The organism is Pseudogemmobacter faecipullorum (assembly GCF_020539525.1).
Classification (GTDB): Bacteria; Pseudomonadota; Alphaproteobacteria; order Rhodobacterales; family Rhodobacteraceae; genus Pseudogemmobacter; species Pseudogemmobacter faecipullorum.
In genome coordinates, this window is record NZ_JACDXX010000004.1 from 182094 (window position 1) to 208457 (window position 26364).

The window sequence follows — 26364 nt, forward strand, 5'->3', positions numbered from 1 at the left end:
GAGAGGCCGCTATGGATCTGATCGCTGACAGCCTTTTGCTCGCCGCGACGCTGGGGGCGGTGCTCTATTGCTATGTCCTGGCGCAGCGGCTGCAGCGGTTCACTGCGCTTGAAACGGGCATGGGCGGGGCAATTGCCGTGCTGTCCGCCGAGGTGGATGAGATGACGCGTGCGCTTGAAAAGGCGCAGGGCGTGGCGGGCCAGTCGGAACGCCGTCTGGGCAGTCTGACGGATCGTGCCGATCATCTGGCCACCCGGCTTGAGCTGCTGGTGGCGGCGCTGCATGACCTGCCGTCAGAGGTGCCGGCCCGGCCGCAAGAGCATGAACCGGTTCCGGCCGGGGTGCTGCGGCTGCGCCAGGTCCGGCGGGAGGCCCGTCGCCAGCAGGATGCCGGGCTGGCGGAGGGGCGCGGATGAGCCATTCAGCCGGGCGCGGGGCGCTGAGCGCGGTGATGCTGCTGTTCGCCGCCTCGGCCGCCATTCGCTTCGGAGAGGGTATGGGGCTGGCGCTCGCCCGGGCCGCACAGGCCTCGACCGGAGAAGACAGCGTAGAAACAGCCGAAGCGGACGCGGGTTCTGCGCCCCAGGCCTGCGCTCCGGGCCCGGCGGCGCTTGCCGCGGCTCTGTCGGGGCGCGAAGCCAGGGTCCGGGCGCAGGAAGTGGCGCTGGCCAGCCAGTCTGCCGCGCTTGAACAGGCCGATAAGCTGCTGGCGGGCCGGCTGGAGGCACTGGAACAGGCCGAACAGCAGCTGCGCGCCACCCTGGCCCTGGCAGATGGCGCGGCCGAGGCCGATCTGGCCCGGCTGACCACAGTCTATGAGCGGATGAAACCGCGCGATGCGGCACCGCTGTTTGATGCGATGGACCCGGCCTTTGCGGCGGGGTTTCTGGGGCGGATGAAGCCGGATGCGGCGGGGGCGCTGCTGGCAGGAATGCAGGCCGAGCGGGCCTGGGCGGTCAGCGCCATACTCGCCGGCCGCAATGCCCGGGCGCCGAGAGAGTGAGGCGCATGATTGCAGCAGGAGGAACGGACAGGAAACAACCATGCTGGGGCTGATCGGCATCCTCGTGATTTTTGTGATGGTTTTCGGTGGCTATGCGGCTGCCGGGGGGAAAATCGGTATCATCCTGCATGCGCTGCCCTTTGAGCTGAGCATGATCGGCGGCGCCGCCATCGGGGCTTTCCTGATTGCCAATGGCAGCGAGGGGGTGAAACAGACCCTGCGCGATCTGCGCAAAGTGTTTCGCGGCGCGCATTGGCAGCCTGAGGATTACCGCGCCCTGCTCTGCCTGCTGTTTGAGCTGGTGCGCCTCGCGCGCGCCAATCCGGTTGCGCTGGAGGAACATGTCGAGAACCCCAATGCCTCGGCGATCTTCAGCAAATACCCCCGCATCCTTGCCGATGCCGATGCGGTGGCGCTGACCTGTGACACTTTGCGGGCGGCCTCGATGAATTACGACGATCCGCATCAGGTCGAGGAGGTGCTCGACAAAAGGATGGAGGTGCGACTGTCGCATGCACTGCATTCGAGCCATGCCCTGCAGAGCATGGCCGATGGCCTGCCGGCGCTGGGCATTGTTGCAGCGGTATTGGGGGTAATCAAGACCATGGCCTCGATTGATCAGCCGCCCGAAGTGCTGGGGCGGATGATTGGCGGCGCGCTGGTTGGAACCTTCCTCGGCGTTTTCCTCGCCTATGGGCTGGCAGGTCCCTTCGCGGCACGGGTGCGCGCCGTGGTTGAGGAGGATGCGCATTTTTACCATCTGATCCGCGAGGTGCTGATCGCCAATCTGCAACGCCATCCGGCCAATATCTGTATCGAGGTCGGGCGGCAGAATACCCCGCCGCATATGCGCCCCGATTTCAGCGATCTCGAAGCGGCGCTGCGGGTGCTGAAGCAGGAGGCGGCGTGAGACACTTCAGCCCCGCCCCCGTCTCGGCCCTGGCGGCTGTGGCCCTTCTGGCCGGGTTGCCGGCCTTTGCCGATCGCGTGCGGGTCCGGGGCGGCGAACATGCTGATTTTACCCGCATTGTGATCGAGCTGCCGGGCCGCACGGCCTGGTCGCTGCAGCGCAATGGCCGCAGTTACATATTCCGAAGCGGGGCTGAGGATACGGGCTGGGCGCTCGATCATGTTTTCGACCTTATCCCGGCCACCCGTCTGAAGGCAGTCATTCCCGCAAAGGAAGCGGGAGCTCTCGAACTGCAGCTGGGCTGCGACTGTCATGCCACCGCCTTTGAAGCGCGCCCGCAGGTGATTGCGATTGATATCAGGGAGGGGCCTGGCGCTCCGGAGTCTGTGCCCGACGCGCCCGCACCGGAGAGCGCAACAATGCCGGACCGGCCCTGGTTTTCTATCGCACCGGCTGAGGCCCGGCCGGGCTATGACTGGCTGCAGGCCCGGCATGGGCTGTCAGCCGGGCCGCTGCCGGTTCTCGCGTCCCGGCCCCGGTCCGGGGCCAGCCTTGGCCTGATGCGCGATGCGGTCCTGCGCCAGATCAGCCGGGGCATCGTGGAGGGGGTGATCACGCCGGTCAGCGATCGTATTCTGCCAGATCCGGCGGCCAGGGCGCTGCAGGCTGCCGGTGAGCTGCGCGTCAGCAATGGCGAAATGCCGGGCCTGCGCCTCGCGCCTGACCCTGCCGGGAAATCGCTTACCGATCAGGGCCGCGACTGCGTGGCGGATGCCGCTCTGGCTCTGGCAGACTGGTATCCGGCCCAGCCCGCTGCCCTTGCGATCGCCGATGCGCGGCAGGCGCTTTTTGCCGAATTTGACCGCCCGGTACCGCAGCAGATTCTGCTGGCCGCGCGTCTGCATCTTGCGCTGGGCTTCGGCGCCGAGGCGCGACAGATGCTGCGCCTTTTGCCGGGGCCGGAGCAACCTGAGGCTGCGCTGCTCGCGACATTGTCCTGGCTTGTCGATCTGCAGCCTCCACCCGCAAATATCTTCTCCGGGATGGAGAGCTGCGATGGTGCGGCGGCGCTCTGGGCCAGTCTCGCGCTTGCGCTCGCCCCTCGGCAGAGCGCGCTTCCGCCGGGCTCCTTCAAGGGTGAGGCTGTCTTTCAGGCTTTTTCCACTTTGCCAGCGGCGCTGAAATCCCATCTCGGGCCGGCCCTGGCGGGCTATTTTCTGCAGATCGGGGATGAGGCCGGGGCCTATCGGATCCGGGATGTCCTGCGGCGTCAGGCGCCCGGGCCGGATGCCGCGACGCGGCTGCTCACCGGGCAGCTTTTGCTGCGCGAGGGCGCGGCGGCGGCGGATCAGGCCAGCGCCGCGCTGGCCGAGTCTACGGCAGCAGGGGCCGGGGCGCTGATCCTGCTTGTCGATGCGGCGTTTGCCGAGCAAAAGCCGCTGTCGCCAGATCTGCCGGATCAGATCGCAGCCTATCGGCAGGAGGTGAAAAATGACCCCTCCGCCCCGCTGCTCCTGCGCGCTGAACTTCTGGCTGCGGCCCTTGCCGGGGATTTTGACCGCGCTTTCGCCTTGCTGCCAGCGGGGCCGGAAAACCTGCCAGCGCTCTGGCAGCTGGTTGTAGCGGGGGCGGATGATGATTTTTTTCTGCGCGAGGCCCTGACACCACCGTTTGCGCCCGTTCCACCGGCGCTGCGGCAGGCGACAGCCAGACGATTGCTGCAGCATGGTTTTGCCAGCGAGGCGCTGGCCTGGCTCGCCCCGCCCCGCCCGGAGGGGCCGGAAGCGGCTATTCTGGCCGCCGAAGCTGCACTTTTGCTGCGCGATGCCAGATCGGCTCTCACCTACCTGTCGGAATTTTCATATGAAAGCCCGCCCGAACAAGTGGTGCAGCTGCGGCAGAAAGCAGCGCTGCAGCTGGGCCAGGACAGCGCTGCTCCCCCTGTTGCGGCCCCGCCCGCCTCTGCCGCCGGACCCGGGGCAGAGGCGGACGCGGAGCTGCCAGTGGCCCCCGCTGCACTGCCCGACTGGGCTGCCGCTGCTGAGACCGCCCTCAGCGCTGCCGGGCCGGGGGGCTCGGGCCTGCTCGCCCGCAGCTATCAGCTGGCGGAGGATGCGGCTGCCCGGGCCGGTGCGGTCGAAAAGCTGCGCGAGATCGCCAGACTGGGCTCTGGTAACGGTTTGGAAACGCCGCAGAGGTGACAATGCAGGGGCACCCTGAGAATCGGTTACGACAGAATGTCCATCCGCAGAACGTTGCATCTGATCTGCTGCATTGCCCTCTTCGCCCTCGCCGGGCCGGGCTGGCTGCGGGCCGGTGAATGTGACAGGGCCATTGCTACCGCCGCCGCCCGCTCTGACATCGCGCCCGAGCTGCTCTATGCCGTTGCGCTGACGGAATCGGGCCGGGCAGATGCGACGGGGGCGCGCCCCTGGCCCTGGACGCTGAATGCCGGCGGGGAGGGGCACTGGTTTGAAACCCGCGCCGAGGCCGAGCGGGCTCTGCTGGATCTGCTCGGGCAGGGCCGCAGCAATATTGATATCGGCTGCTTTCAGCTGAACTGGCGCTGGCATGCGGCAGGATTTACCGATGCGGCTGCTATGCTCGACCCCGCGCTGAACGCAGATTACGCCGCCCGCTTTCTGCTGGATCTGTATCAGCGCTCCGGCAGCTGGGACCAGGCGGTGGCCAGCTATCATTCCGCTACGAAAGAGCTGGCTGAGATTTATATGAACCGCTTTGTGCCGATCTATGCCAGCGTGGTCGGCAGCCCGGTTGCGGGTTGGACGGCCAGCGCGCCGCTGCGGCCCGCCGTGAGCGCAGCCCGGGTCAATCTCTATCCGCTGCTGCAGGCCGGGCTGCCGGCTTCGGCGGGCTCGCTGATGCCGGTTTCTGAAGCCCGCGCGCCGCTGATCGACCCCTCATGAAGGTAAATGCGCTGCGTCCCCCCGCCAATCTGCTGCAGCCTGGCGTCGGACTTGCCCTCGCGCTGATGGCGGTGGTGGCGATGATGATCCTGCCGGTGCCGCCGCTGGTGCTCGACATCGGTCTCGCGGCCTCTTTCGCGCTGGCGATACTGGTGCTGACGATCACGCTTTTCGTCGAACGCCCGCTCGATTTCTCGGCCTTTCCAACCATTCTGCTCGCCTCGCTTTTGCTGCGCCTTGGCCTGACCGTCTCCTCGACGCGGCTGATCATCAGCAATGGCCAGAACGGCACCGCCGCCGCCGGCCATGTCATCGAGGGCTTTGCCAGTTTCGTGATGGGCGGAGATATCATCATCGGTCTGGTGATTTTTTGCGTCATCATGATCGTGAATTTCATCGTGATCACCAGGGGCGCAGGACGGATGGCCGAGGTGGGCGCGCGCTTCGCGCTGGATGGCATGCCCGGGCGGCAGATGGCGATTGATGCCGATCTTTCTGCCGGGGCGATCACGCATGATGAGGCGCGGCGGCGGCGCGAGAGCGAACTGGCCGAGACCACCTTTTTCGGTTCGCTGGACGGGGCCTCGAAATTTGTCAAAGGCGATGCCATCGCCGGGCTGCTGATCACGGCGCTGAATTTCATCGTCGGGCTGGCGGTTGGCATCGGGGTGCATGGCATGGAGGCCTCGCGCGCTTTTGCGACCTATTCGATCCTGACGGTCGGCGATGGTCTCGTCAGTCAGATCCCGGCGGTGATTATCTCGGTGGCGGCCGCGCTCTTACTGTCGCGGGGCGGCGCTCAGGGGGCTGTCACCAGCAGCTTTTTTCTGCAGCTGGGCCGCTATCCGGCGGCCCTGGCAACGGTGGGGGGCCTTCTGGCGCTGATCGGTATTCTCCCGGGTATGCCCTTCCTGCCTTTTGCCGCCGGGGCCCTTCTGCTGGCGGGCCTGGCTCTCCGGCATCGCGCGCCGCCTGCGCCCGCCGGTGAGCTGCCCGCTGTCAGCGATCCCGTTACCAGGCGCCGACCGATCGGCGATCTGCTTGATTTCGATGAGATTCATCTCGAGTTTGCGCCGGATCTGGTCGATATGGCGCTCAATCCTGCGACCGGTCTTGATGGCCGGATCTTCAATATGCGCAATCATATCGCGACCAGTTTTGGCCTGATCCTGCCGGAGATCCGCCTGACGGATGAGGCCGAGCTGGCCCCGGGCTGTTACCGGATCCGCATTCAGGGGGTCGAGCGTGCCACCGACCGGCTGATGCCCGGGCGTGTGCTGGCCCTGCTCAGCGAAGGGGTGGAGCCCCCTGCGGGCGAGGATGTGCGCGAGCCGGTCTATGGTGCCCCGGCGCGCTGGATTGCGGCCGAAGCCCAGGAGGATGCGGCGCTGCTGGGGCTGACGGTCGTCTCCCCGGCCGAGGTTCTGGCAACGCATCTGCTTGAACTGATGAAGAATAATCTGTCGCGCCTGCTGTCTTTGCGGGGGATGCGCCGCCTGCTTGATGAATTCAGCGACCTCTCTGACAAGAGCCGGGCCGCGGCCAATCGCCGGCTGCTTGATGAAATGATCCCTGAGAAGGTTCCGCCTGATCTCTTGCATGCCGTGCTGCGGCTTTTGCTGGAGGAAAGGGTGTCGATCCGCAATCTGCCGCTGATCCTGGAGGCGATTGCGGCGGTGCGCAGCCTCGGCTCGCCGGAGGCGGTCTGTGAATATGTCCGTCAGCGCCTCGGCTTTCAGATCATCGCCGGACAAAAGCGCGAGGATGGCTCGCTGCCGCTGATCCAGCTGGCCCCCGAATGGGAGCGCAGTTTTCAGGCCCATCAGATTGAGGGCGAGAAAGGCGCGCGCGATGTTGCCCTGCCGCCCGATCTGTTCGCGCGCCTCGCCAATGGCATTGCCGATCAGATCAGCGCGGCGCGCGAGGCCGGGCAGGCGGCGGCGCTGGTTACCTCCGCCAGCCGCCGCCGCTTTCTGCGCAGCGTGGTTCAGGCGCGAGGCCTGCAGATCGCGGTGCTGTCCTATGAGGAGGTCGGAACTGAGGTCCGGCCCGCCCTGCTGGGCCAGGTTCCGGCATGATGCCGGTCTTTACCGCGCTGACGGCGCTGCTTCAGCTGGCCGAGGCGGCAATCTGGCAGGCGGGCCTGGTGTTTTTGCGGGTCGGCGCGGCGGTTGCCTTGCTGCCTGTTGCGGGAGAAATTCTCCTGCCAATGCGGCTACGTCTCGCCATTGCGCTTGCCCTTACGGCCATTGTTACCCCGGCTCTGCCCGGGGCTGAGGCGGGTGGCCTGGCGGGATCAGCCGGGGCGGCGCAGTTTACGCTGGCAGCGGTGGCGACAGAGGTGATCGCCGGGCTGCTGCTCGGCCTGATGCTGCGGTTTTTGTTCTTTGCGCTGCAGATCGCCGGAACCATTGCGGCGCAATCGGCCTCGCTGGCACAGATGTTCAGTGGAACCGGGCCAGAACCACAGCCTGTCATCGCCAGTTTTCTGACCCTGGCAGGCCTGGCGCTGTTTTGTGCCAGCGATGGTGTCGCCCGGGCGGGAGAGCTGATTCTTCTTTCCTATCAGCTGCTTCCGGCGGGTCATCTGCCCGCGCCTGCTGATCTCGCCACCCTCAGCCTGCTGCGGGTCAGCCGGGTTTTCGCGCTTGGTTTTACCCTGGCGGCGCCGTTTGTGATTGCGGCTTTGCTCTATAATCTGACGCTTGGCGTGATCAATCGGGCGATGCCGGGGCTGATGGTGACCTTTATCGGTGCCCCCGCGCTCAGCTGGGCCGGTATCCTGCTGCTGATGCTGGCCGCGCCTTTCATGCTTCAGTTCTGGCATGAGGGGATGTCCGCGGCGCTGCAGGACCCCTGGGGGATGTGGTAATGTCAGGCCCCACTGAAGATCAGGACAGCAAGACCTTTGATCCGACGCCGCGTCGCCTGCAGAAAGCACGCGAAGAGGGGGATGTGATCCGGTCGGAAGATCTGCAGAGCGCTCTGGCCCTGCTTGGGTTTTTGCTGGCGTTGCTCATCTTTGGTCCCTGGGCGGTTGGCGCGGCTGCCGAAGCCGCGGCCGAGCTGATCGGCGCGGCGGATCAGCTCCGGCTCACGGCGGGGGGGCAGCGTATTCTTGCGCTTGCTGCGGCCGCGCTTTTGCCGCTGCTGGCCCTGCTGCTGCCGCCTGGCCTGCTGTTATTGGCCTGGCTGATCGGCTCGCGGGGCCTGGTCTTTGCGCCTGATAAACTGGGTTTTCGCCTCTCCCGCCTGTCGGTGCTGGCCAGTTTCAGGCAAAAATTCGGTCGTAATGGCCTGGTGGATTTCAGTAAGAAAACACTGAAAATGCTGCTGATCGCCACCGCGCTGTCGGTGTTTTTGCACAAAAACAGCGATGAGATCTTTCTCAGCCTGCGGCTGACGCCTGGGCAGTTTCTGTTGCTGCTTATGAAAATACTGACTGGCTTTCTGATCCTCGCCATTGCGCTGAATGCAGCCGCCGGGGCGCTCGATCTGCTCTGGCAGCGGCTCGAATTTATGCGCCGGAACCGGATGAGCCGCAAAGAGCTGACCGATGAGATGAAAGACAGTGAGGGCGATCCGCATCAGAAGGCCGACAGGCTGCGCCGGGCCCGCGAAATTGCCAGCCGCAGGATGATGGCGGATGTGCCCGGCGCGGATGTGGTGATTGTGAACCCGACCCATTATGCGGTGGCGCTGAAATGGGATCGGGCCAAAGGAGGGGCGCCGGTCTGCGTGGCAAAAGGCCAGGATGAGCTCGCGCTGCGCATCCGCGAGATTGCGCGCGAGGCCGGCGTGCCAATCCGCCATGATCCGCCTGCGGCGCGGCTGATTTTCGCAACCATCCGCATCGGCGCCGAGGTGCAGCCCGAGCATTATGCCGCCGTCGCTGCGGCTATTCGCTTTGCGCATTCCCTGCGGCGAAGCAGCGGCCAGGGCCCTAGGGGCGGACATGTCTGACCCCCGGCTGGTGCGGCTGAGACAGATTGCGGATCTGGTGCTGGAGCAGCGTTCAGAGCGGCTGGCCGGGGCCGGGGCAGCCCGCGCGGCAGTCAGGGCCAGGCTTGCGGCGCTGGATCAATGGCCGGACGAAACGGAACGCGCCGATACTGGCCTGCAGATATCATGGTATCGCTTTGAAACCTGGGCGACGCCAAGGCGGTTGGAATTGCAGCGCCAGGCCGCGCTGTGTGAGGCGGAATGGCTGAACGCCCTCGGCGAGGCGCGCCGGGCTTTTGCCCGGGTTCAGCTGCTGCGCCAGCTTAAAGAGCGTAAGTAGAGGCTGTTTGCCGCCTGCCGGACTAGGGTCGAAACTCCATCAAACTGTTGTAACGGCTTGTTTCCTCTGATTCACTGCCCGTAGTTTGCAGAAGGTGGGTGATGTCTGCAGGATTTTGGCTTTCCGATCATGCCTGGGCTTCGATTGAGCCGCTGTTGCCAAGGAACCAGTCGGGTGCGCGGCGGGTGGATGATCGCCGGGTGATCAGCGGGATCATTCAAGTCTTGCGGGTGGGGTGCCGTTGGCAGGATTGTCCAGCCGACTATGGCCCTTCGGGCACGATCTGCAATCGCTTTAACCGGTGGAGCCGGCGGGGGGTGTGGACGCGGATCTTCACCCTCTTGTCAGCGCAGGCGGGGCTGCCGGTTGATCTGAGCATCGATAGTACCGCCGTGCGTGCCCACCGCTCGGCACATTGCGAAAAGGCAGGCGAAAGTTCAGGCCATCGGGCGCTCGTGTGGAGGACCAACCACGAAAATCCATGCCCTGACCGATGCTTGCGGGCGGGCCGTCGCCTTTTTGATCGGTCCCGGAAACGGCGCCGATATCTCGGCAGCACCGGCGCTGCTCGACAAGCTGTCACCCCCAGGCCGGCTGCTGACCGACAAGGGCTGTGATGCCAAGAGCTTACGGGCCCGCCTGGCAGAAAGCGCCACCGAAGCGGTGCCCCGCTCAACCCGGTCGCGCAAAAAGTCCATTCCACATGATTGTGCAGCTTATATCGCCCGAAACCTGATCGAGGGCGCGATCCGCCGCCTCAAGGACTGGCGGCGGATCGCAACAAGATATGACAAGCTCGCCGCAAACTTCGCATCCACAGTCGCAATCGAAGCCGTAAACCTATGGTGGACCTGATTGAATCTCGACCCTAGCTGTCCTGGCGGGCGATTTCGGTGATCAGCACATTGCTGACCACCTCTCCCAGCACCAGCCTTGCCTCATCCAGCAGCGCGCGGCGCAGCTGCACCAGATTTGCGGCATCGGTAAAGGCGCCGCTGAAACCGCCGGTATTGGCATGATCAAACAACACCTGTAGAAACGCATCCCGCAGCTTTGGTTCGCGCAGATAGACCTGCTCGGCCTGGCCGGGGGTGATCTCGAGGCTCAGAGAAAGCACCACAAGGGCGCTGACCCGGCCCTCGCTGAGGATGGGGACGATAAACTGATTGTTCAGCCGGATGAAATCGGCACCGGCATTAGGAACAGGGTCTGCGCCGTCAGGGGGCGTGGGCGCCTGTTCAGCCCCCGGTTTCCATATCTGGCCGGCGGTAAGTCCGGCTGCCGCCGCGCCGAGGATGAGGAGCAGGGACAGGAAAAGCCGCCGCATGATTAAAACGGTAGCAGGATGTCGGTAATCTGCTGGCCATAACGCGGCTGCTGCATGTCAGTCAGCTGGCCCCGCCCGCCATAAGAAATCCGCGCTCCTGCAATCTTGTCATAGGTGATTTCATTCTGCCGCGAAATGTCACTGGGCCGGACATAGCCGGTGACGATCAGCTCGCGCAGCTCGTTATTCACTCTCACTTCCTGCTGCCCCTCGATGCGCAGAACCCCGTTGGCCAGCCGTTCCACCACCGTAGCGGCGATGCGCAGCGTCAGCTTTTCGGAGCGTGAGACTTCACCCTCGCCCGAAAAGCTGGAAGACGAGCCGGTTGCGACAGCACTTGCCATGCTGGCCCCGGCGGGCAGTTTCTCATTCAGCCGCTGCGGGATGCCGAAGAATTGCGGAATGCCCATATCCTGTGCGCCGCGCCGCGCCCGGGCTGACGAGTTTGAGATTTCTGCGCTGTCATCGATTTCGATGACCACGGTCAGGATATCCCCCCTCTGAGCGGCGCGGCGGTCGCCGAGCAGCGAGCCGGTGCCCGCGCTCCAGAGCGAGGACTGACCGCCTTCGCCAATCCGTGGCGCGGTTTCCGGCAGGGCCGAGGAATAGATCGCATGGTGCTGATAGCTGCCCTCCAGCGGGCTGAACTCCGGTGCGCGTCCCACCTGCGACAGGCTGCTGCAGGCGCAAAGAGCGAGGAACGGCAAGAGAAAGTGGCATGATTTCAAGGCAATGCTCCGATATGGATCAGCCCGTCGCGCCCGACCAGGCCTGAAACCGTGGCCTTCGAGCTGAGGTTCATCACCCTGACCATCTCTCCGGCTCCGGCACGGCCAAGGGCGCGGCCCTCCGCCCGGATCACCAGCGCGCCGGCCCGATATTCGAGAGCCACGCTGGCATTGCGCTCGATCAGGGCCGGCGGGCCAAGATCGGCCGATCTGAGCGGGCGCCCGGCATAGATCGCCACTCTGGTTTCGAGGCCGAGCGCCAGCAGCGGATCGCTCAGGGCGCCGTCAGATATGTCGGGGCTCAGCGCGATATCGCCGGGCATGATCAGATGCTGCGCCGGAAGATTTCGTGCCGCGACAAGGCTTTCCGCCCCGGCGGGCAGGGTGTGCAGCCCGAGGAGCAGGGCGCTCAGACAGCGCAGCCCACGCATCAGCGCAGCTGGGTGGTGGCGCCGAGCATCTGATCGGCAGCGGTGATCACTTTGGCATTCAGCTCATATCCGCGCTGTGCCTTGATCAGCTCGGTAATCTCGCGCACCGGGTCGACCGAGCTTTCCTCGAGATAGCCCTGGCGCAGGCTGCCCAGCCCGTCAGAGCCCGGATCGCTGATCACCGGCGGGCCTGATGCGGCCGTTTCCAGAAACAGATTTGAGCCGATCGCCTCCAGCCCTTTGTCATTGGTAAAATCGCTCAGGGTGAACTGGCCCAACAGCTCAGGCTCTACCCGGTCGCTGAAATAGGCCCAGACCTCGCCCCCGGCATTGATGGCGATTGAGCGCGCCTCCTGGGGAATGGTGATGCCAGGCGCAACCGGATAGCCGTCGGAGGTGACGATCAGCCCGTCGGCCGAACGCTTCAGCGCCCCGTCCCTGGTATAGGCGGAAAGGCCTGAGGGCAGCGTCACTTCGAGATAGCCATTGCCATCAATCGCCAGGTCAAGATCGCCATTTGTCATGGTCAGCGATCCCTGCGACAGCAGGACCGAGACCGATGAGGGCCGGACGCCCAGGCCAATCTGTACGCCGGTGGGAAGCATCGTGCCGTCGCCCGCGGCGATTGTGCCGGGGCGGGCGTATTGCTGATAATGCAGATCGGCGAAATCGGCCCGGCGCGCATTATAGCCATTGGTCGACATATTCGCGAGATTATTGGAAACGACATCGACCTTCATCTGTTGAGCCGACATGCCGGTGGCGGCAATCTGCAATGCTTTCATGGCTTTGCTCTATGCTCCAAGGGTCTGGATGGTTTTGCGGGCACGGTCATCCTCGGCATCGAGGAATTTCTGACCCAGCTCATAGGCGCGCTGCACCTCGATCATCCGGGCGATTTCCATCACCGGATTGACATTGCTCTCCTCAAGAAATCCCTGCCGGATCAGCCCCTCGGGGGCAGGCTCAACCTCGCCGCCATCGAAAGTGGTGCCTGACTGGTGGCGCAGCGCCAGAGGGTCGACCGGGCGCCAGAGGCCGATCTGCCCGATGGCCGCATCCCCGGCCGAGACCGTGCCATCGGTCCCGATCGCGATTGCAGCTCCGGGCGGGATCTGCAGCGCAACGCCTGCTGCGTCGAGCAGGGAATAGCCCTCACGGGTCACCAGCTCGCCCTCGGCCGAAGGGGTGAAAGTGCCGGCGCGGGTCAGGCGTTCACCGCCGGGGGTAGCGATGCGAAAGAAGCCCTCACCATCGATGGCGAGATCGAATGCGGCCCCGGTGGCGCTGAGCCCGGCCTGGCTGAGATCGATGAGCCGCGCCGTGCCATGGGCCATCGAAAGCGAGGGGCCGCGTTCGGAAGGGGCGATAAATTCGGCAAAAACCATGCCCTCGCGCCGAAATCCAGTGGTCGAGAGATTGGCGATATTATTGGCGACGATCTGCATCTCGCGCATCAGGCCAGACTGGCGGCCGAGGGCGACGTAACCGGCGGAATCCATCTCAGCCCCCAATGATAAGCGGAATGATCTGATCGGTGAAAAACCCGGTCAGCGCGGCGGTCATAAAGCCCATCGAGATCCAGAAGGCCGCCAGCATAGCGGCAAGCTTCGGCACGAAGGTCAGCGTCATCTCCTGGATCGAGGTCAGGGCCTGAAACAGGCCGATCACCACCCCGGTCACCAGGGCCATCAGCAGCATCGGCGCCGAGATTTTGACTGCAATCTGCAGGCCCTGGCGCAGTACGTCATAAAATGCGGCTTCGGTCATACCGGCATCCTCAGAATTTCCTGATAGGCCTCGACGACGCGGTCACGCAGGCTGGCCACGGTTTCGACGGCCAGCTGCGAAGAGGAGAGGGCGGCGACCAGGGAATGGGGATCGGCGCCACCTGCCATGGCGGCGCGGGCGGTCTGCTCATGCGCGGAAAGCGCCGCAGTGAAGCTGCCGGCCATCGCGGCAATGCCTTCCGGGGCGGCCGGTCCGCTGGCCGCTGCGGTTCTGGCCCGGGCATAGCCCTGCGCCGCGAAGGATGAGATTGCATCCATTCCGGACCCTCCTAGCGTCGCAGAAGTTCAAACAGGCTCAGGGTCATCTGCCGGGCCTGGTCGAAAAGGCGAAGATTGGCGTCATAGCTGCGCTGCGCTTCGCGCGCGTCGGCGATTTCCATCACCAGGTCGACATTCGAGCCCTGATAATAGCCCTCGCTATCGGCCAGCGGATGGCCGGGCTGAAAGATCCGGGGCAGCGCGCTCTGGTCAAGACGCAGCGGGCCGGGGGTAACCAGGCCGGTCCCGGCGGTCTGTTCAAAGCTGATCAGCTTGCGGCGGTAGCCGGGCGTATCGGCATTGGCAATATTCTCGGAGACATGGCGGATGCGGCTGGCCTGGGCCCGCATACCGGCCGCCGAGGCTTCAAGCGCATCGCTGAGATCGGTCATCAGCTGCCCCCCTATCCTCTGCTGCCGAGAGAGGCGCGGATCACACCTGAGGTCGCGCGGTAGATTGCCAGCGCCATCTCGTGCTCCTGCCTTGTGCTGGCGGCTTTCACCATTTCCAGCTCAAGCGAGACATCATTGCCATTCGGGGCTGCATCGCCGCCGGATGCGAAACTCTCGGTCGTTTCAGCCCCGGTGCCTGTCTGCAGATGCCCGGGGCGGGTGGCCCGCATCTGTTCCGCCGTGGCGGCATAGGTCGTTGCGAAATCGGCAATATCGCGGGTGCGATAGCCGGGCGTATCGGCATTGGCGATGTTCTGGGCAATGACGCCCAGACGGGTTCCGGCATGGGCCGCCAACCCCTGGGCCATTCTGGTCAGTTCAAGCCTGGCAAACATCGGGGCTTCTCCCTCGATCTGGTTCACCAAGGTTTAAGGGTGATTCCTTTAGAAAGGGTAAGGCGCAGGCCGGGGAGGCGAAAAATGGAGATAAAATTTGAATCACTTCAGAGGGATCTGGCCGCTCTCTCGCCGCTGCGCCGGACCGGACAGATCACTGAGGTGAGCGCAGATAGATTACGGATCAGTGGTTTGCGAGGCTGTTCGCCGGGTGATCGTGTCGCGCTTCTGGCCGGCAGGGCTGAGGCCGGGCAGGAGCTTTTCGGAGAAATTACGGCGGTTGAAGGGCCGGATGCCACGGCTCTGCCCGAGAGCCAGCTGGCAGGTCTGATGCCCGGGGACCGGGCCTGGCTGATGGGGCCGGCGATGATTGCGCCTGATGCCAGCTGGTGCGGGCGGGTGATCGACCCGACCGGCCAGCCTCTGGACGGCCGGCCATTGCGCCAGGGATCCCGCATCCAGCGGCTGCAGGCCCCGCCGCCTGCTCCGGCCAGCCGCCGCGGTTTCGGGGCGCGACTGTCAACCGGGGTGGCCGTTTTCGATACGCTGTTGCCGCTGGTGCGAGGCCAGAGGATGGGGCTTTTTGCCGGTTCGGGCGTTGGGAAGTCTTCACTTCTGGCACAGTTTGCCCGCGGGGTTGAGGCAGATGTGACGGTTATCGCCCTTGTGGGCGAGCGCGGGCGCGAGCTGCGGCATTTCACGCAAACCGTGCTGGGCCGGGAGGGGCTGGCCCGCACGGTCGTGGTTGCGGCGACATCGGATCAGTCCGCTCTGCTGCGGCGTCGCTGCCTGCTGACCGCCATGGCCACCGCGGAATTCTTCCGCGACCGCGGCGCGCATGTGCTTTTGCTGGTCGATTCCGTGACCCGCTTTGCCGAGGCCCACCGCGAAATTGCTTTGGCCTCTGGCGAGCTGGCCTCGCTGCGCGGCTACCCGCCCTCGACAGCCCATGCTTTGATGTCGCTTTGCGAAAGAGCCGGGCCAGGGACCGGTATTTCAGGGGATATTACGGCGGTCTTCTCGGTGCTGGTCGCCGGTTCTGATATGGAAGAGCCGATTGCCGATATCCTGCGCGGCACGATTGACGGCCATGTCATTTTGAACCGCAGCATCGCGGAAAGGGGCCGCTATCCGGCAACCGATGCCCTGCGATCCGTTTCGCGCAGCCTGCCTGCGGCGGCAAGTGCCGAAGAAAACGCGCTGATTGCCGAAGCGCGAAAGCTGCTCAGCGCCTTTGACCGTGCAGAAATGATGATCCAGGCGGGGCTGTATCTCGCCGGAAGTGATCCGCTGGTCGACAGGGCGTTGCAGCTCTGGCCCGCGCTGGATGGCTTTTGTTCAGAGGCAGCGCCGATGGGCGGCAATCAGGCCAGCTTCGATCGTCTGCGGCAGCTTTTATCGGCTCAGCGGCCGGGGGTTGCCTGACGCAGAAGCGTCAGTGCATTTTCCGCGCCACTGCCGGAGGAACCGGTTGATGTGCTTTTGATGATATAGTCGCGGGTCAGTTTTTCGAGCCGGTCCGGAGAGCTGAACTGAGAGACACTGCTGTCGCCGAAGATCGCGGTGGCTCTGGCCTTCAGCGCCTGGAGCTGCTGATCGATATCCAAAGCGCCAAAACTGGCGGTGAAGCCGAAAGCCTTTTCGAATACGGTGCGAAGGGGCTTATTGCCCATGATTGTGAACCATTTCGCATCTTCCGTGAGAGCGCTGTTGCGGGCGGTTTCCGTCAGCTCGCGGTTGGCATTCAGGGCGAGGCGATAGGTGCTGTTCGTTTCTCCGACCGCGGCCTCAAAGCTGCGGGTGTAGAAATCGGCAATGACCTTATCGACAAATTCTTTATCCAGGGTACCAGGCAGCCCTGTGCCATCAAGGCCAAAGCCGCTTGCAAATGCGCGATAGCGTTTGTCGGCGAGCCGGTTGGCCAGCGCCGATGTGCCGGCCACACCATCGGACAGAACTTTGCGTACAAAGGCGCGGGCATTGAGATCGGCTTCCAGTCCGAAGGCCGTGAGTGCCACTTTCAGCAAAGTCCGGTCAGAGACCAGATCCCCGGCAGTCACGGCTCCGGAGATTTTCTGCCGGAAATAGGCGGCCTCGCGCTGAAGCGTGGCGGTTGCAACATAGGCCTGTTTCTGCGCCGGTAACTGCTTTCTGAGCAGCTGCCAGCCGCTGTATCCTTCACCGATAATTGCCGGTGTAAAGCTCATGACCAGTCCGCCGAGAGAAGGCGTGATTCACGTGGCAGCAGGGCGCGCAGGGCCTTCAGCGTCTGGTAATATTGCGCTTTCAGGAGCGAATCGCTGGCCTCACGCAGCAGGTGCCGGCTGTCACGATCATTGAACACCTGGCTGAGCTGCTCAATGCCCTGAAGGATTTTCTTCCTGATTTCGGGATCATCCGCATCGCCTGAAAGCGGCAGCTGGGCGAGATAGCAAAGCCGGCGGACCGGGGTTGTCGCCTCATCGGGATGCAGGGCATCGCGCAGGCGGAGTATACTGGCATTCGGCGTCAGCACCGCAAGCCTTGTGCGCTTGTCACCATTTTCGATCACGACGCCATTGATCAGCAGCCGCTCATGCGGGCCGAGTTTCAGGACAAGACCGCTCATCTGTCGCTACCCTGGCCGCGCAGGCCAGTCATAACAGCGCGGTTGATGTCAATCAGCACCCCCGCTTCGCCATTCCCGGCGCGAATGCGCTGACTATGTTCGACTGTGAAGCGGTAGAGGTAAAAAAGGCGGGCTCTGAGCAAAACGGGAAGGGAATTGCCAGGCTCTGCCACATCCGAGGCAAGTGTGGACCACAGCCTTTCGTTGCGAAAAAGCGCGGCCAGCAGTTCCGGGCGATTTTCATTGCGCTGCTGATGCGCCTGCGCAAGCCGGGAGGTGACCCTGGCGATGACCTCATATTCGGCCGCGCGGGGCGTGCGCAGCGGCGTCGCGGTCTGATTATAGGCAAGCAGCGGCTGCTGAGACATTCTGGCTGATCCCGGTGCGATGAGAGAGGGGGCGGCTCAGGCCAGAGCGACGACGCCCTGGCCTGGCTTATGCTCAGCGGAACAGAGCCAGCAGGTTCTGGGGCTGCTGATTGGCGATCGACAGCGCCTGAATGCCGAGCTGCTGCTGCACCTGCAGGGCCTGGAGCCGGGCCGAGGCCTCTTCCATATCAGCATCAATCAGCGTGCCGATGCCCGAGGTCAGGGCATCTGTCAAAGCGGTCACAAAGCCGCGCTGAATATCCATGCGGCCCTGGGCAGAGCCAAATTCAGCGGCCGCATTGATCGAGCGGTTGATCAGCGTTTCGACATTCTCGAGGGCCTTTCGCGCCCCGTCTGCCGTTGTGACATCAATTGAATCCAGACCAAAAAGCCCGCCCGAGGCCTTCCCCCCCGCATTGCCGACGGCATTAAGGCTGAGTGTGCTGCTGCCGCTGCCATTATTGTCGATGCTCAGGGCCCATTGACCATTGGGCTGTTCCACGACGCGGGTTGCAATACCCTTCAGATTGCCGGCATCGACTGCAATCTTCAGCCCGCGGGCAACATCCTCCATGGTTTCGTTTTTGCCCGCGATATAGCTGAAGCTCTGGCCGCCAATCGCGACGCGGTAACCGTCTCCGTCGTTTACGGCAGCAGAGCCAGAAAAGAGCAGCTGTTCTGCACGCTGGGAGATGGTCGATGCGCTGCTGGTATTGGTGCCTGATGGCGCGGCACCATTGACCGCCGTGATGCTCATCGTAGCCGTGCCGCCGGTGATTTCGGTCTTAACCGCCAGGCCCTCGAAGCCGCGGGTTGAGGTGATTGTCAGAACCCCGGTGCTGCCGGGATCTGCAACTGAAACCCCCGTCAGCCCAAGCGCGTTGATCGCAGAGGCAAAGTGAAGGGCGACGGAATTGTCGGTGGCGCCGGCTGTTGCCGTGTAGGTTACCACGGTGCCGCCAATTGTAAGCTGGGCTGAGGATGTCGCCCAGTTTGCAGCGCCCAGCGTGACGACTGCCGTATTTCCGGTTGCAGAGACGTCGGTGGCATTGTCGACGCGCACCACATTGGCATTGAGGCTGGTGGTGCCGCCATAGATCCCTGCAGCGGTCCCGAGATCCTGCCTTGCGACATTGATGTCGGTAACGCTGATCCCTGCATCTGAGCGGTTGAGGGAGGCGAGGAACTTCACATCATCCGAGCCCGAGATGAGGTTCAGCCCACCGAACTGCGCCGCACTGACGATCCCCGAAATCTGATTTTTCAGGGCATCAATATCGGTCTGGAGTTTTTCGCGCGGCACATTCTCGCTTTGTGCGGAAACGACCTTCGTTTTGATATTCGTCAGCAGGCCCTGAATTTTCTCGGAGGCTTCGCGCGCCACGGTCAGGGTCGAGGAACCGAGTGCGAGACTGTCAGAAATCCCCTTAAAGCCCTGAACGTCGGATTCCATTACCTTGGAGATCGACCAGACGGCGGCATTGTCGCGCGCCGTGGAAACAGTTTTTCCGGTTGAAATCTCGGATTGTACTTTGCTCAGGCCGGAATTGATCGATTTGAGGGTCTGGAGCGCAACCATGGCGCTGGTATTTGTCAGAATAGATGACATTGTGGGTCCTTTCCTGCCCCGGCGCATTTGGCCAGGTCTGAATGCGCTGCCTGCGAAGGCAGCCGTTCCGGCTTCTGGCCGTTGCAGCGGAGCGGTCCCGCAGCGCCATCCCCTGATCGGGATGCAGGAATGATTTTGAGCGTTTCCGATTAGCAAGCCGTTAAGATGACACCGGGCTGGCCTTTGAAATTGCAAAGCTTTTAAAGCGAATTTTAGCGGACCTGTTGTTGAGATCCCGGGCAGATCAGGCCCGGTGATGCCCTGATTGCGATGCCGCCCCAAGCTTCTGGCGCCGCCCGTTCTGGCCGTAAAAAACCGAGCTTCCTGAAATGGCCTGCCGGGTTTTTGCCGCCGTCAGGCCCTGCAGCGCAGCCAGAGCAAGATCGCGTGCCCTGGCTGCGCTCTCCTGCAGTCTCACCAGGCGTTCACCGGGCTCTGAATGCTGCAGAGCCGGAAGCGCGGCCTCGATCTCATGACTGAGGCGTACCAGAGCATCCGGATCGCCGCCGATCAGGGCCTGTCCCGCACGCGCGAGCAGCTCTTCAATTGTCTCAAGCGTCATCTTTTTCTCCGATCGAGCGGAGCAGCGCCGCTGCCAGTCCAATCCCGCCACGTGCGGCCATCAGCTGCGCCTGCTCGGCCCGCAGAAACGAGGCAAACTGTGCCTCACCGATCCCGCCATCGAAGGCGCCGGCCTCGGGCGACGCCGCGGCATAATTGAGCATTTCGGCCAGAAAACTGGCCTCAAAAGCCTGAGCATGGCGTTGCAGCGCATTTTCATCTCGCCTCTGGGGCGGCGATCCTGCCGGGCTGGGCTGCGTGGTGAGCGGCGCTTGCGCAGGGGTAAACATTGCAGGGACCTCCGGGATTGGCTGCGCCGATCCTGCAGCCTGCGGGTAAAGAAACAGTAACCTCTGCGCGATATGAAAGGGGTAACCGAAAGGAAGCCGCAGCATGCAGTTCCTGCCCGTTCTCACCTTTGCTCCGAAACCGGCTATGCCGGTAAGTGATGACGATCTCTCGATAATTCGCTCTGCAAATGCCGCAGATTTTCTCGCGCTGCTCTGCGCGCAACAATCAGAAGGCTGTGCGCCGGAGGCAATTCTGCCCGATCCGGCGATTCGGGGGGGTGAAGCGGCAGCTCCTTCCGAGGGGGCAGTCGGGGGGGCTCGGGATATGCCTGCTCTGCCAGAATGCGGCGGGCCGGAGGGGGCTGATCCACGGGTGGGGGCTCAGAAACATGGTAAAATGGCCGACCCGCCGCCGCAGGTTTCTGATGCGGAGCGCGTGGATACAGCGCCGCCGGACGCGCTGATCGCTGAGGGTCAGCCTTTTGATTTCAGGGCCGAAAGTGATCCCGGGCCGGGCCAGCCTGTCTTTGTTGGGGCTGAGGGCCTGGCGCTGCTCTGGTTTGCCGGTCGCTGCACAGATGCTGTGCCGGCGGGTTCTGCAAGCGAGCGTAAAGGGGAGCAGGCCGGCCCAGGCGGGGGCGATAAGGCGAGGGATTTTCTCTCCGCCAGGCATAGTATTCGTAGCGACCCTTTGCCCGATCCGGACGGCGCTTCGCCAGCGCAAGAGCTCCATGCTGAAGCAAGCTCACCGCCCCCTGGGAGAGATGAAGGCCAGGCCGCGGAATGTGATGCGACAGATCCTGAGACATTGCCGGGGCGGGGCAGGCTGCCCCCGGGGGCGATAGAGCATGAGGCGGGCGCCGCAACAGCGGTGCCCGGCAAGGGCGGATCGTCCCAGGAATCGGCGCAGCGCCTGGTTGCAGCGCTGCCTGGCCGTCTTTTGTGGCTGGACCACTCAGCGCTTCCTCAGCCCGGCCCCCCGATCTCGCCAGATACTCGGCCGGGGGACAGGGCAGGGGCATTCCGTGAGAGCAGCGCCCTTGGCCCGGTAAGCCTCTGGCAGGTTGCCTTTGATATCGATGCAGCGGATGACCGGGCGGTCCAGCCGACCCTGCTGCAGCGCGCTGCGCCGCCGCAGGGCCTGGAAACTGTAGATCTGCCGGCTGGGGACACCGGCCGGGCGGATGTGAGCCGGAGTGCGAAACCGCAGGATCCTGTCCAGGCCGATCCTGAGGGAAAAACAACAGGGGCGACAGGCACCGGTCAGCTTACCCGCAAAGCGGCGGTGCCCATCGGCCCGCTGCTGGCGCTGACCACAGCGGGGGCGAAAGCTGAGCTGGCATTGGGACATGTCCCTAAAGTGCCAGTAGTCTCAGCCCTGCCTGAGGACGGGCCGCCGGATGCGCTGTCAGTGCTGACGCGAACGGAACTATCGGTGACGGGGAGCACCTCACCCGCGGCGCAGGTCATATGGATCAGGGGGCAGGCTGGTTCTGCCCCGGCACCGGTCAGGCCTGCTTTTTATTCCCCGATTGCGGCAGAGATTTTTCCGCCCCTGGGAGAGGGCTGGGACAGCCTCAATCCCGCCCCGGCGCCGGAGCAGGCCGGGGCCGGGCAACTGGCAGCCCCACCCCTTGCCAAAGCCCCGATTCTCGCCTGGCCCCAGCCTCTCAGCGTGACAGCAGATGCCGCTTTGGGGGCCGTGCCCGAGAGCGCTGAGGAATCTGCGGGCGCTGTTCCACCTGCCGCGCGGGTGTCAGAGGGGAGGGGATCTGCCTTTTCACCCCCGGCGGGGTCGGGTGAGGCGGGCAGCGCTGACGCGGCTCGGCTTATCCAGGGGGGGATGGCACTCGTTGAGGCGCAAAAAAAAAGTGAAAGGGCTGCAGCAGATGCTTTGTCTTCAGCCTCAGCCTCAGCCTCAGCCTCAGCCTCAGCCCTGCCTGGCCTGACGGGCGCGGAAAGCCTGCGAGGCATGGCGGCGCTTTCGCATGCGGGTACTTTGCCCGCCGGGCAGGCGGCACCATCCATTGCCTTCATCGCACAGATTGGGCAGGCGGTGGCGGGATCAGCCAGCGCTGTCACCGAGCTGCGCCTTACACCGGAAGAGCTGGGCCTGGTCCGGATTGAGCTGCAGACCGAGGGTGAAAAGGTCAGTGTCACGCTGATCGCCGAGCGGGCGGAAACGCTTGATCTGCTGCGGCGTCATTCGGAGCGGCTGATCAGTGAATTGCGCAACGTGGGTTTTTCGCAACTGGATCTGGGCTTTGGCAATCATCGTGACGGGCAGGCCGGGGCCTATAATGCTGCGCCATTGCTGCACCAGGGCAGGCCCATAGCTGATCTTCCCACTGATCTTCCGGCTGAGATGGCGGCGCCTCTGCCGGCCTGGCCGGCAAGCGTTGATGGCAGTTCACTTTACATGAGATTGTGAGGCAGTATGCAGATTACCCCCTCCCCCACACCCTCCCCGGCCGCTGGCAACAGCCCCGGCTCTGCTTCGGGTCTGACCTCTGATTTCAATACTTTTCTGCGGATGCTGACGGTTCAGATGCAGAACCAGGATCCGCTTAACCCTATGGAAGCCAGCGATTTTGCGGTGCAGCTCGCGACATTTTCCGGGGTAGAGCAACAGGTGCGCAGCAATCAGCTGCTGGAACAGATGCTCGGCCAGTTCGCGCTGCTTGGTATGGCACAGATGGCAGGCTGGATCGGGCAGGAGGCGCGCTCTGCGGCCGATGTGGTCTGGTTCGGGGGGGAGCCGGTGACCCTGTCGCCCAATCCGGCGGCGACGGCGGATCGTCTGGTCCTGGCGGTCCGCAATGCTGCGGGGGATCTGGTCGCGCGTGAGGAGCTTCCGCTTGAGACCGCGCCCTATGACTGGAGGGGCAGGGATGCGGCTGATATGCCCTTGCCCGAGGGGCGCTATGTGCTGACCCAGGAAAGCTGGCGTGGCGAGGAGCTGCTGCGCGAGGATCCGGTCGAATATTACGCCATGGTCACCGAGGCACGCGGCAGCAGTTCGGGCCCGATCCTGGTCTTACAGGGCGGGATTGAGGTTTCGGCGGGCAGCGTGACGGGCCTGCGCCAGCCTGAAGGCTGAAGAAGTGCCCGGCGCCTCAGATCAGATGCAGGATGCTCCCTGCAATGGTGAGCGTCACGAGGCTGGTCAGCGCCGAGATCAGAATGATCTTGCCGAGGCCTGGCCCGGCGGGAGGGCGGCTTTGCTGCGGCTTTTGCTCAAGCGCCTGCAGATGGGCCTCGGCAATAGAGGGCAGTTTGGGCAGATATCGTGCCAGCACGCGCGAAGTGCGCCAGAGGTCCCGGATCAGCGCCTGGGGGCCGATGCTGGTGCGGATATAATTCTCGACCACCGGCCCTGCGACCTCCCACATGTTCAGACGTGGATCGAGGCTGCGCGCCACCCCTTCCACCACCACCATGGTGCGCTGCAGAAGGATCAGCTCTGTCCGGGTCTCCATGCCAAATTTTTCTGTTACCTCAAAGAGATAAGACAGAAGGCGAGCCATAGAGATCCGGTTCGCCTCCATGCCGAAAATCGGCTCGCCGACCGAACGCAGGGCGCGGGCGAATTCGTCGATATCGCGGTCGGGCGGCACATAGCCGGCCTCGAAATGCACCTCGGCGACGCGGCGATAGTCCTTGCGGATAAAGCCCATCAGAATTTCGGCATAGACCCGGCGGGTATATTCGTCGATCCGCCCCATGATGCCGAAATCATAGACGATCAGATCGCCATCGGTGCTGACCTTCAGATTGCCCTGATGCATATCGGCATGGAAAAAGCCGTCGCGCAGCGCATGGCGCAGGAACAGGATCAGGACACGCTGTCCCAGCTCGGCCCGGTCAATGCCGGCCGCTTCGATCGCCGCGATGTTATTGAGGCCAATGCCCTCGGCCCAGCCGATGGTCAGCACCGAACGCCCCGAGAAGGCCCAGTGCGGCTTCGGCACTTTCAGCCGCTGATCTTTCAGGGTGTTTTCAGCAAATTCAGCGGCTTCGGCGCATTCCAGCCGCAGATCAAGCTCGCCGCGCACGACGCTGTCAAAATGCGCGACCACCTCGGTCGGCCGCAGGCGGCGCGAGAAGGGGGCAAGGCGCTGGATCCATTTGGCGGCATAGTAAAAGGCGTCAATATCGCGCCGGAACGCCCGCTCGATCCCAGGCCGCAGAACCTTGACCGCGACTTCCTCTCCATTATGGCGCAGCCTGGCGCGGTGGACCTGCGCGATCGAGGCGGCGGCCACGGGTTCGGAAAATTCCGAGTAAATATCTTCAGCCGGCTGGCCGAATTCTGCCGCAATCCGGGCCCTGGCCTCTTCGGTCGGGAAGGCCGGAAGCTGATCCTGCAGATATTTCAGCTGTTCCGAAAGCTCGGCGCCAACAATATCGGGCCGGGTCGAAAGAATCTGGCCGAATTTGATATAGGCCGGGCCGAGCGCGGTGATCGCCCGGGTCACCGGCGGCAGGCCGGGATCGCCTTTCAGCCCGAGAAAGCGGAACGGCCGGCCGAGCAGCCGGGCGGCAAAGCGCAGCCTTGGCGAAACTTCCATTGCTTCCAGCGCCACGGTCATTGCGCCGGTGCGTTCAAAGGTGGCGCCGGTCCGGATCAGCCGCCAGATATTGTGAGGGCCGCGCATCTCAGATCTTCCAGCCGGAATGCAGCGCAGCAATGCCAAGCGAGAGGTTGCGATAGCTTACCTGGGCAAAACCCGCCTGGCGGATCAGGCTGGCGAAGGCCTCCTGGTCCGGGAATTTGCGGATGGATTCGACCAGATACTGATAGGAATCGCGGTCCCCCGTCACCAGCTGCCCCATCGGCGGGATGATATTGAAGGAGTAAAGATCGTAAAGCTTCTGCAGCATATCATTCGGGATATGGCTGAACTCCAGCACCATCAGCCGCCCGCCGGGGCGCAGTACGCGCTTTGCCTCGGCCAGCGCATCCGGGATGCGGGTGACATTGCGGATCCCGAAGCTGATCGTATAGGTGTCAAAGCTGTTGGAGGGGAAGGGCAGCGCCATGGCATCGCCTACCACCCAGTCAAGCTGCGCTGCCATACTGCCGGCCTCGGCGCGTTTGCGCCCGGCGATCAGCATGTTTTCCGTCATGTCGCAGACAACGGCTGAGGCCCCCGGAGCGCGGCCCAGATAACGGAAGGCCACATCACCGGTGCCGCCCGCGACATCGAGCAGGCGTGAACCGGGGCGCGGGGCCAGCCAGTCCATCATCGCATCTTTCCAGATGCGGTGAATGCCGACCGACATCAGATCGTTCATCACATCGTATTTCGAGGCAACCGAGGAGAAAACGTCATGAACCAGCCCGGCCTTCTCGGCCTCGGGCACGTCGCGAAAACCGAAATGCGTGGTCTTGCTCTGATCTGACATCGGGATCACCTCTGGAAGTCCGGGCCCGCAGGGCCTGCCTCCGGGGATATACTGCAAGCGCCGCAAGCGAAACCCGTTTCAGCGCCAGAGCGCTGGCCTGTGCGGCATCCACAGCCACCCGCCCCCCCCTTGGCGGGAGGGCCGGGGGGGCTTAGGTTCGGGGCAAGAGACAAGAGCCAGCCAGAGTGAGGCATTATGCCGGAATTGCCCGAAGTAGAGACTGTGCGCCGCGGGCTGGAGCCGGTGATGACGGGCCGCCGCATTCTGTCGGCCCGGGTCAATCGCCCGGATCTGCGCTGGCCCTTTCCGCCACAGATGGCTGAGCGGCTGACCGGGCAAAGGGTCGAGGCGCTGCGTCGCCGCTCAAAATACATCCTGGCCGATCTGTCCAGCGGCGAAAGCCTGCTGATCCATCTGGGCATGTCGGGGCGGATGCAGGTTTCAGGCGCGCAGATCGGCGGGTTTTACCATGATCATCCGGCTCCGGCGAAACATGATCATGTGGTGCTCGATCTGGAAGGCGGCGCCCGTGTCACCTTTAATGATGCCCGCCGGTTTGGCGCGATGGATCTGCTGCCAACGCTGACCGCCGCAGCGCATCCGCTGCTGAAAACGCTTGGCCCCGAGCCTTTTGGCAATGAATTCAATGGCGCCCATCTGGCTGATCGGCTGAAGAACCGGCGCAGCCCGATCAAAACCGCGCTGCTCGATCAGCATGTCGTGGCCGGGCTCGGCAATATCTATGTCTGCGAAGTGCTCTGGCGTGCGGGTATCGCGCCCGAGCGGATGGCCGCCGGGCTGAGTGCGCAGCAGGCCGAGGGGCTGGTGCCGCTGATCCGTGAGGTGCTGGGCGAGGCGATCGAGGCCGGTGGTTCATCGCTGAAAGATTTCCGTCAGGCCGATGGCGAACTTGGCTATTTCCAGCATTCCTTCCGGGTCTATGGCCGCGAGGGCGAAGACTGCCGGACCCCGGGCTGCACCGGTAAGATCGCCCGTATCAGTCAGAGCGGCCGCTCGTCCTTCTATTGTCCGCAGTGCCAGCGCTGACGCGCCTTGCTTGCCTTTCGCGCCCGGCA

The 26364-nt window shown here is 63.9% G+C and carries 31 protein-coding genes; 14 read left to right on the top strand and 17 right to left on the bottom strand.

The features are described from left to right. Nucleotides 1-11 precede the first annotated feature (11 nt). The 10 genes from H0485_RS06035 to H0485_RS06080 all read left to right on the top strand — a co-directional run bounded on the left by H0485_RS06035 (nucleotide 12) and on the right by H0485_RS06080 (nucleotide 9977). Nucleotides 12-416, top strand: a complete 405-nt coding sequence (locus tag H0485_RS06035) for a DUF6468 domain-containing protein (RefSeq protein WP_226934464.1) — start codon at nucleotides 12-14, stop codon at nucleotides 414-416. Next, the gene (locus H0485_RS06040; RefSeq protein ID WP_226934465.1) at nucleotides 413-1003 is read left to right on the top strand and encodes a MotE family protein; all 591 of its coding nucleotides are present in this window, start codon (nucleotides 413-415) and stop codon (nucleotides 1001-1003) included. Before H0485_RS06035 ends, H0485_RS06040 begins: the two co-directional genes overlap by 4 nt. A 40-nt stretch (nucleotides 1004-1043) precedes the next feature. Continuing rightward, nucleotides 1044-1913 carry a flagellar motor stator protein MotA gene (gene motA, locus H0485_RS06045; RefSeq protein WP_226934466.1) on the top strand — a complete coding sequence of 290 codons (870 nt, stop codon included), beginning with the start codon at nucleotides 1044-1046 and terminating at the stop codon, nucleotides 1911-1913. Further along, the gene (locus H0485_RS06050) at nucleotides 1910-4114 is read left to right on the top strand and encodes a hypothetical protein (protein WP_226934467.1); all 2205 of its coding nucleotides are present in this window, start codon (nucleotides 1910-1912) and stop codon (nucleotides 4112-4114) included. The genes motA and H0485_RS06050 overlap by 4 nt, the downstream gene beginning before the upstream one ends. Nucleotides 4115-4150: 36 nt before the next feature. Continuing rightward, nucleotides 4151-4840 carry a transglycosylase SLT domain-containing protein gene (locus H0485_RS06055; RefSeq protein WP_226934468.1) on the top strand — a complete coding sequence of 230 codons (690 nt, stop codon included), beginning with the start codon at nucleotides 4151-4153 and terminating at the stop codon, nucleotides 4838-4840. Then, a complete protein-coding gene (gene flhA, locus H0485_RS06060; RefSeq protein WP_226934469.1) occupies nucleotides 4837-6918 on the top strand; it encodes a flagellar biosynthesis protein FlhA in 2082 nt (693 codons plus the stop codon). Before H0485_RS06055 ends, flhA begins: the two co-directional genes overlap by 4 nt. Next, nucleotides 6915-7712: a flagellar biosynthetic protein FliR gene (locus H0485_RS06065; RefSeq protein WP_226934470.1), complete on the top strand. Its 798-nt coding sequence runs from the start codon at nucleotides 6915-6917 to the stop codon at nucleotides 7710-7712. Before flhA ends, H0485_RS06065 begins: the two co-directional genes overlap by 4 nt. Next, the gene (locus H0485_RS06070; RefSeq protein ID WP_226934471.1) at nucleotides 7712-8803 is read left to right on the top strand and encodes an EscU/YscU/HrcU family type III secretion system export apparatus switch protein; all 1092 of its coding nucleotides are present in this window, start codon (nucleotides 7712-7714) and stop codon (nucleotides 8801-8803) included. Before H0485_RS06065 ends, H0485_RS06070 begins: the two co-directional genes overlap by 1 nt. Beyond that, a complete protein-coding gene (locus tag H0485_RS06075; RefSeq protein ID WP_226934472.1) occupies nucleotides 8796-9122 on the top strand; it encodes a hypothetical protein in 327 nt (108 codons plus the stop codon). The genes H0485_RS06070 and H0485_RS06075 overlap by 8 nt, the downstream gene beginning before the upstream one ends. Before the next feature lie 101 nt (nucleotides 9123-9223). After that, nucleotides 9224-9977 (top strand): IS5 family transposase gene (locus tag H0485_RS06080; protein ID WP_226934473.1). Its coding sequence is split into 2 segments (ribosomal slippage): nucleotides 9224-9555 and nucleotides 9554-9977, totalling 756 coding nucleotides; the frame shifts between segments, so codons are not numbered across the junction. A gap of 13 nt (nucleotides 9978-9990) precedes the next feature. Here H0485_RS06080 and H0485_RS06085 read toward each other — a convergent pair. The 9 genes from H0485_RS06085 to H0485_RS06125 are packed head-to-tail and all read right to left on the bottom strand — an operon-like array spanning nucleotide 9991 to nucleotide 14443. Further along, a complete protein-coding gene (locus H0485_RS06085) occupies nucleotides 9991-10449 on the bottom strand; it encodes a flagellar basal body-associated FliL family protein (protein ID WP_226934474.1) in 459 nt (152 codons plus the stop codon). Between the two features lie 2 nt (nucleotides 10450-10451). Then, nucleotides 10452-11177 (bottom strand): flagellar basal body L-ring protein FlgH, encoded by a 726-nt coding sequence (flgH, locus tag H0485_RS06090; protein WP_226934475.1) that lies wholly within the window; start codon nucleotides 11175-11177, stop codon nucleotides 10452-10454. Continuing rightward, nucleotides 11174-11608, bottom strand: a complete 435-nt coding sequence (flgA, locus tag H0485_RS06095) for a flagellar basal body P-ring formation chaperone FlgA (RefSeq protein ID WP_226934476.1) — start codon at nucleotides 11606-11608, stop codon at nucleotides 11174-11176. The genes flgH and flgA overlap by 4 nt, the downstream gene beginning before the upstream one ends. Further along, complete coding sequence (gene flgG, locus H0485_RS06100; RefSeq protein ID WP_226934477.1) at nucleotides 11608-12393, bottom strand: flagellar basal-body rod protein FlgG; 786 nt, start codon at nucleotides 12391-12393, stop codon at nucleotides 11608-11610. The genes flgA and flgG overlap by 1 nt, the downstream gene beginning before the upstream one ends. Before the next feature lie 9 nt (nucleotides 12394-12402). Beyond that, a complete protein-coding gene (locus tag H0485_RS06105; RefSeq protein WP_226934478.1) occupies nucleotides 12403-13110 on the bottom strand; it encodes a flagellar hook-basal body complex protein in 708 nt (235 codons plus the stop codon). 1 nt (nucleotide 13111) lies between these two features. Further along, complete coding sequence (locus tag H0485_RS06110) at nucleotides 13112-13378, bottom strand: flagellar biosynthetic protein FliQ (protein ID WP_226934479.1); 267 nt, start codon at nucleotides 13376-13378, stop codon at nucleotides 13112-13114. Further along, nucleotides 13375-13656 (bottom strand): flagellar hook-basal body complex protein FliE, encoded by a 282-nt coding sequence (gene fliE, locus H0485_RS06115; protein ID WP_226934480.1) that lies wholly within the window; start codon nucleotides 13654-13656, stop codon nucleotides 13375-13377. The genes H0485_RS06110 and fliE overlap by 4 nt, the downstream gene beginning before the upstream one ends. 11 nt (nucleotides 13657-13667) lie before the next feature. Further along, nucleotides 13668-14048 (bottom strand): flagellar basal body rod protein FlgC, encoded by a 381-nt coding sequence (gene flgC / locus H0485_RS06120; RefSeq protein WP_226934481.1) that lies wholly within the window; start codon nucleotides 14046-14048, stop codon nucleotides 13668-13670. A gap of 11 nt (nucleotides 14049-14059) precedes the next feature. Then, a complete protein-coding gene (locus H0485_RS06125; protein WP_226934482.1) occupies nucleotides 14060-14443 on the bottom strand; it encodes a FlgB family protein in 384 nt (127 codons plus the stop codon). Between the two features lie 84 nt (nucleotides 14444-14527). Here H0485_RS06125 and H0485_RS06130 point away from each other — a divergent pair, with 84 nt between their 5' ends. After that, nucleotides 14528-15868 carry a FliI/YscN family ATPase gene (locus tag H0485_RS06130; protein WP_226934483.1) on the top strand — a complete coding sequence of 447 codons (1341 nt, stop codon included), beginning with the start codon at nucleotides 14528-14530 and terminating at the stop codon, nucleotides 15866-15868. Here H0485_RS06130 and H0485_RS06135 read toward each other — a convergent pair. The 6 genes from H0485_RS06135 to H0485_RS06160 all read right to left on the bottom strand — a co-directional run bounded on the left by H0485_RS06135 (nucleotide 15847) and on the right by H0485_RS06160 (nucleotide 19879). After that, the gene (locus H0485_RS06135) at nucleotides 15847-16650 is read right to left on the bottom strand and encodes a DUF1217 domain-containing protein (RefSeq protein ID WP_226934484.1); all 804 of its coding nucleotides are present in this window, start codon (nucleotides 16648-16650) and stop codon (nucleotides 15847-15849) included. The genes H0485_RS06130 and H0485_RS06135 overlap by 22 nt on opposite strands. Then, nucleotides 16647-17051: a flagellar biosynthesis repressor FlbT gene (gene flbT / locus H0485_RS06140; protein WP_226934485.1), complete on the bottom strand. Its 405-nt coding sequence runs from the start codon at nucleotides 17049-17051 to the stop codon at nucleotides 16647-16649. The genes H0485_RS06135 and flbT overlap by 4 nt, the downstream gene beginning before the upstream one ends. Further along, nucleotides 17048-17419: a flagellar biosynthesis regulator FlaF gene (flaF, locus tag H0485_RS06145; protein ID WP_226934486.1), complete on the bottom strand. Its 372-nt coding sequence runs from the start codon at nucleotides 17417-17419 to the stop codon at nucleotides 17048-17050. The genes flbT and flaF overlap by 4 nt, the downstream gene beginning before the upstream one ends. A 73-nt stretch (nucleotides 17420-17492) precedes the next feature. Beyond that, complete coding sequence (locus tag H0485_RS06150) at nucleotides 17493-19028, bottom strand: flagellin N-terminal helical domain-containing protein (RefSeq protein WP_226934487.1); 1536 nt, start codon at nucleotides 19026-19028, stop codon at nucleotides 17493-17495. A 244-nt stretch (nucleotides 19029-19272) separates the two neighbouring features. After that, nucleotides 19273-19590 (bottom strand): hypothetical protein, encoded by a 318-nt coding sequence (locus H0485_RS06155; RefSeq protein ID WP_226934488.1) that lies wholly within the window; start codon nucleotides 19588-19590, stop codon nucleotides 19273-19275. After that, nucleotides 19580-19879 (bottom strand): rod-binding protein, encoded by a 300-nt coding sequence (locus H0485_RS06160; protein WP_226934489.1) that lies wholly within the window; start codon nucleotides 19877-19879, stop codon nucleotides 19580-19582. The genes H0485_RS06155 and H0485_RS06160 overlap by 11 nt, the downstream gene beginning before the upstream one ends. A 1972-nt stretch (nucleotides 19880-21851) precedes the next feature. On the opposite strand from H0485_RS06160, the gene fliK reads away from it, so the two are divergent. Together fliK and H0485_RS06170 are read left to right on the top strand one after the other, a co-directional pair. After that, nucleotides 21852-22310, top strand: coding sequence for a flagellar hook-length control protein FliK (fliK, locus tag H0485_RS06165; RefSeq protein WP_226934490.1), 459 nt, complete (start codon nucleotides 21852-21854; stop codon nucleotides 22308-22310). 6 nt (nucleotides 22311-22316) lie between these two features. Further along, nucleotides 22317-22979 carry a flagellar hook capping FlgD N-terminal domain-containing protein gene (locus tag H0485_RS06170; RefSeq protein WP_226934491.1) on the top strand — a complete coding sequence of 221 codons (663 nt, stop codon included), beginning with the start codon at nucleotides 22317-22319 and terminating at the stop codon, nucleotides 22977-22979. Between the two features lie 16 nt (nucleotides 22980-22995). Here H0485_RS06170 and ubiB read toward each other — a convergent pair whose 3' ends face one another. Both ubiB and ubiE read right to left on the bottom strand, forming a co-directional pair. Next, complete coding sequence (ubiB, locus tag H0485_RS06175) at nucleotides 22996-24537, bottom strand: 2-polyprenylphenol 6-hydroxylase (protein WP_226934492.1); 1542 nt, start codon at nucleotides 24535-24537, stop codon at nucleotides 22996-22998. A 1-nt stretch (nucleotide 24538) separates the two neighbouring features. Continuing rightward, nucleotides 24539-25288, bottom strand: a complete 750-nt coding sequence (gene ubiE / locus H0485_RS06180; RefSeq protein WP_226934493.1) for a bifunctional demethylmenaquinone methyltransferase/2-methoxy-6-polyprenyl-1,4-benzoquinol methylase UbiE — start codon at nucleotides 25286-25288, stop codon at nucleotides 24539-24541. Between the two features lie 195 nt (nucleotides 25289-25483). Between ubiE and mutM the strand changes: the two genes are divergently transcribed. Further along, nucleotides 25484-26335 carry a bifunctional DNA-formamidopyrimidine glycosylase/DNA-(apurinic or apyrimidinic site) lyase gene (mutM, locus tag H0485_RS06185; protein ID WP_226934494.1) on the top strand — a complete coding sequence of 284 codons (852 nt, stop codon included), beginning with the start codon at nucleotides 25484-25486 and terminating at the stop codon, nucleotides 26333-26335. Nucleotides 26336-26364: the final 29 nt, after the last annotated feature.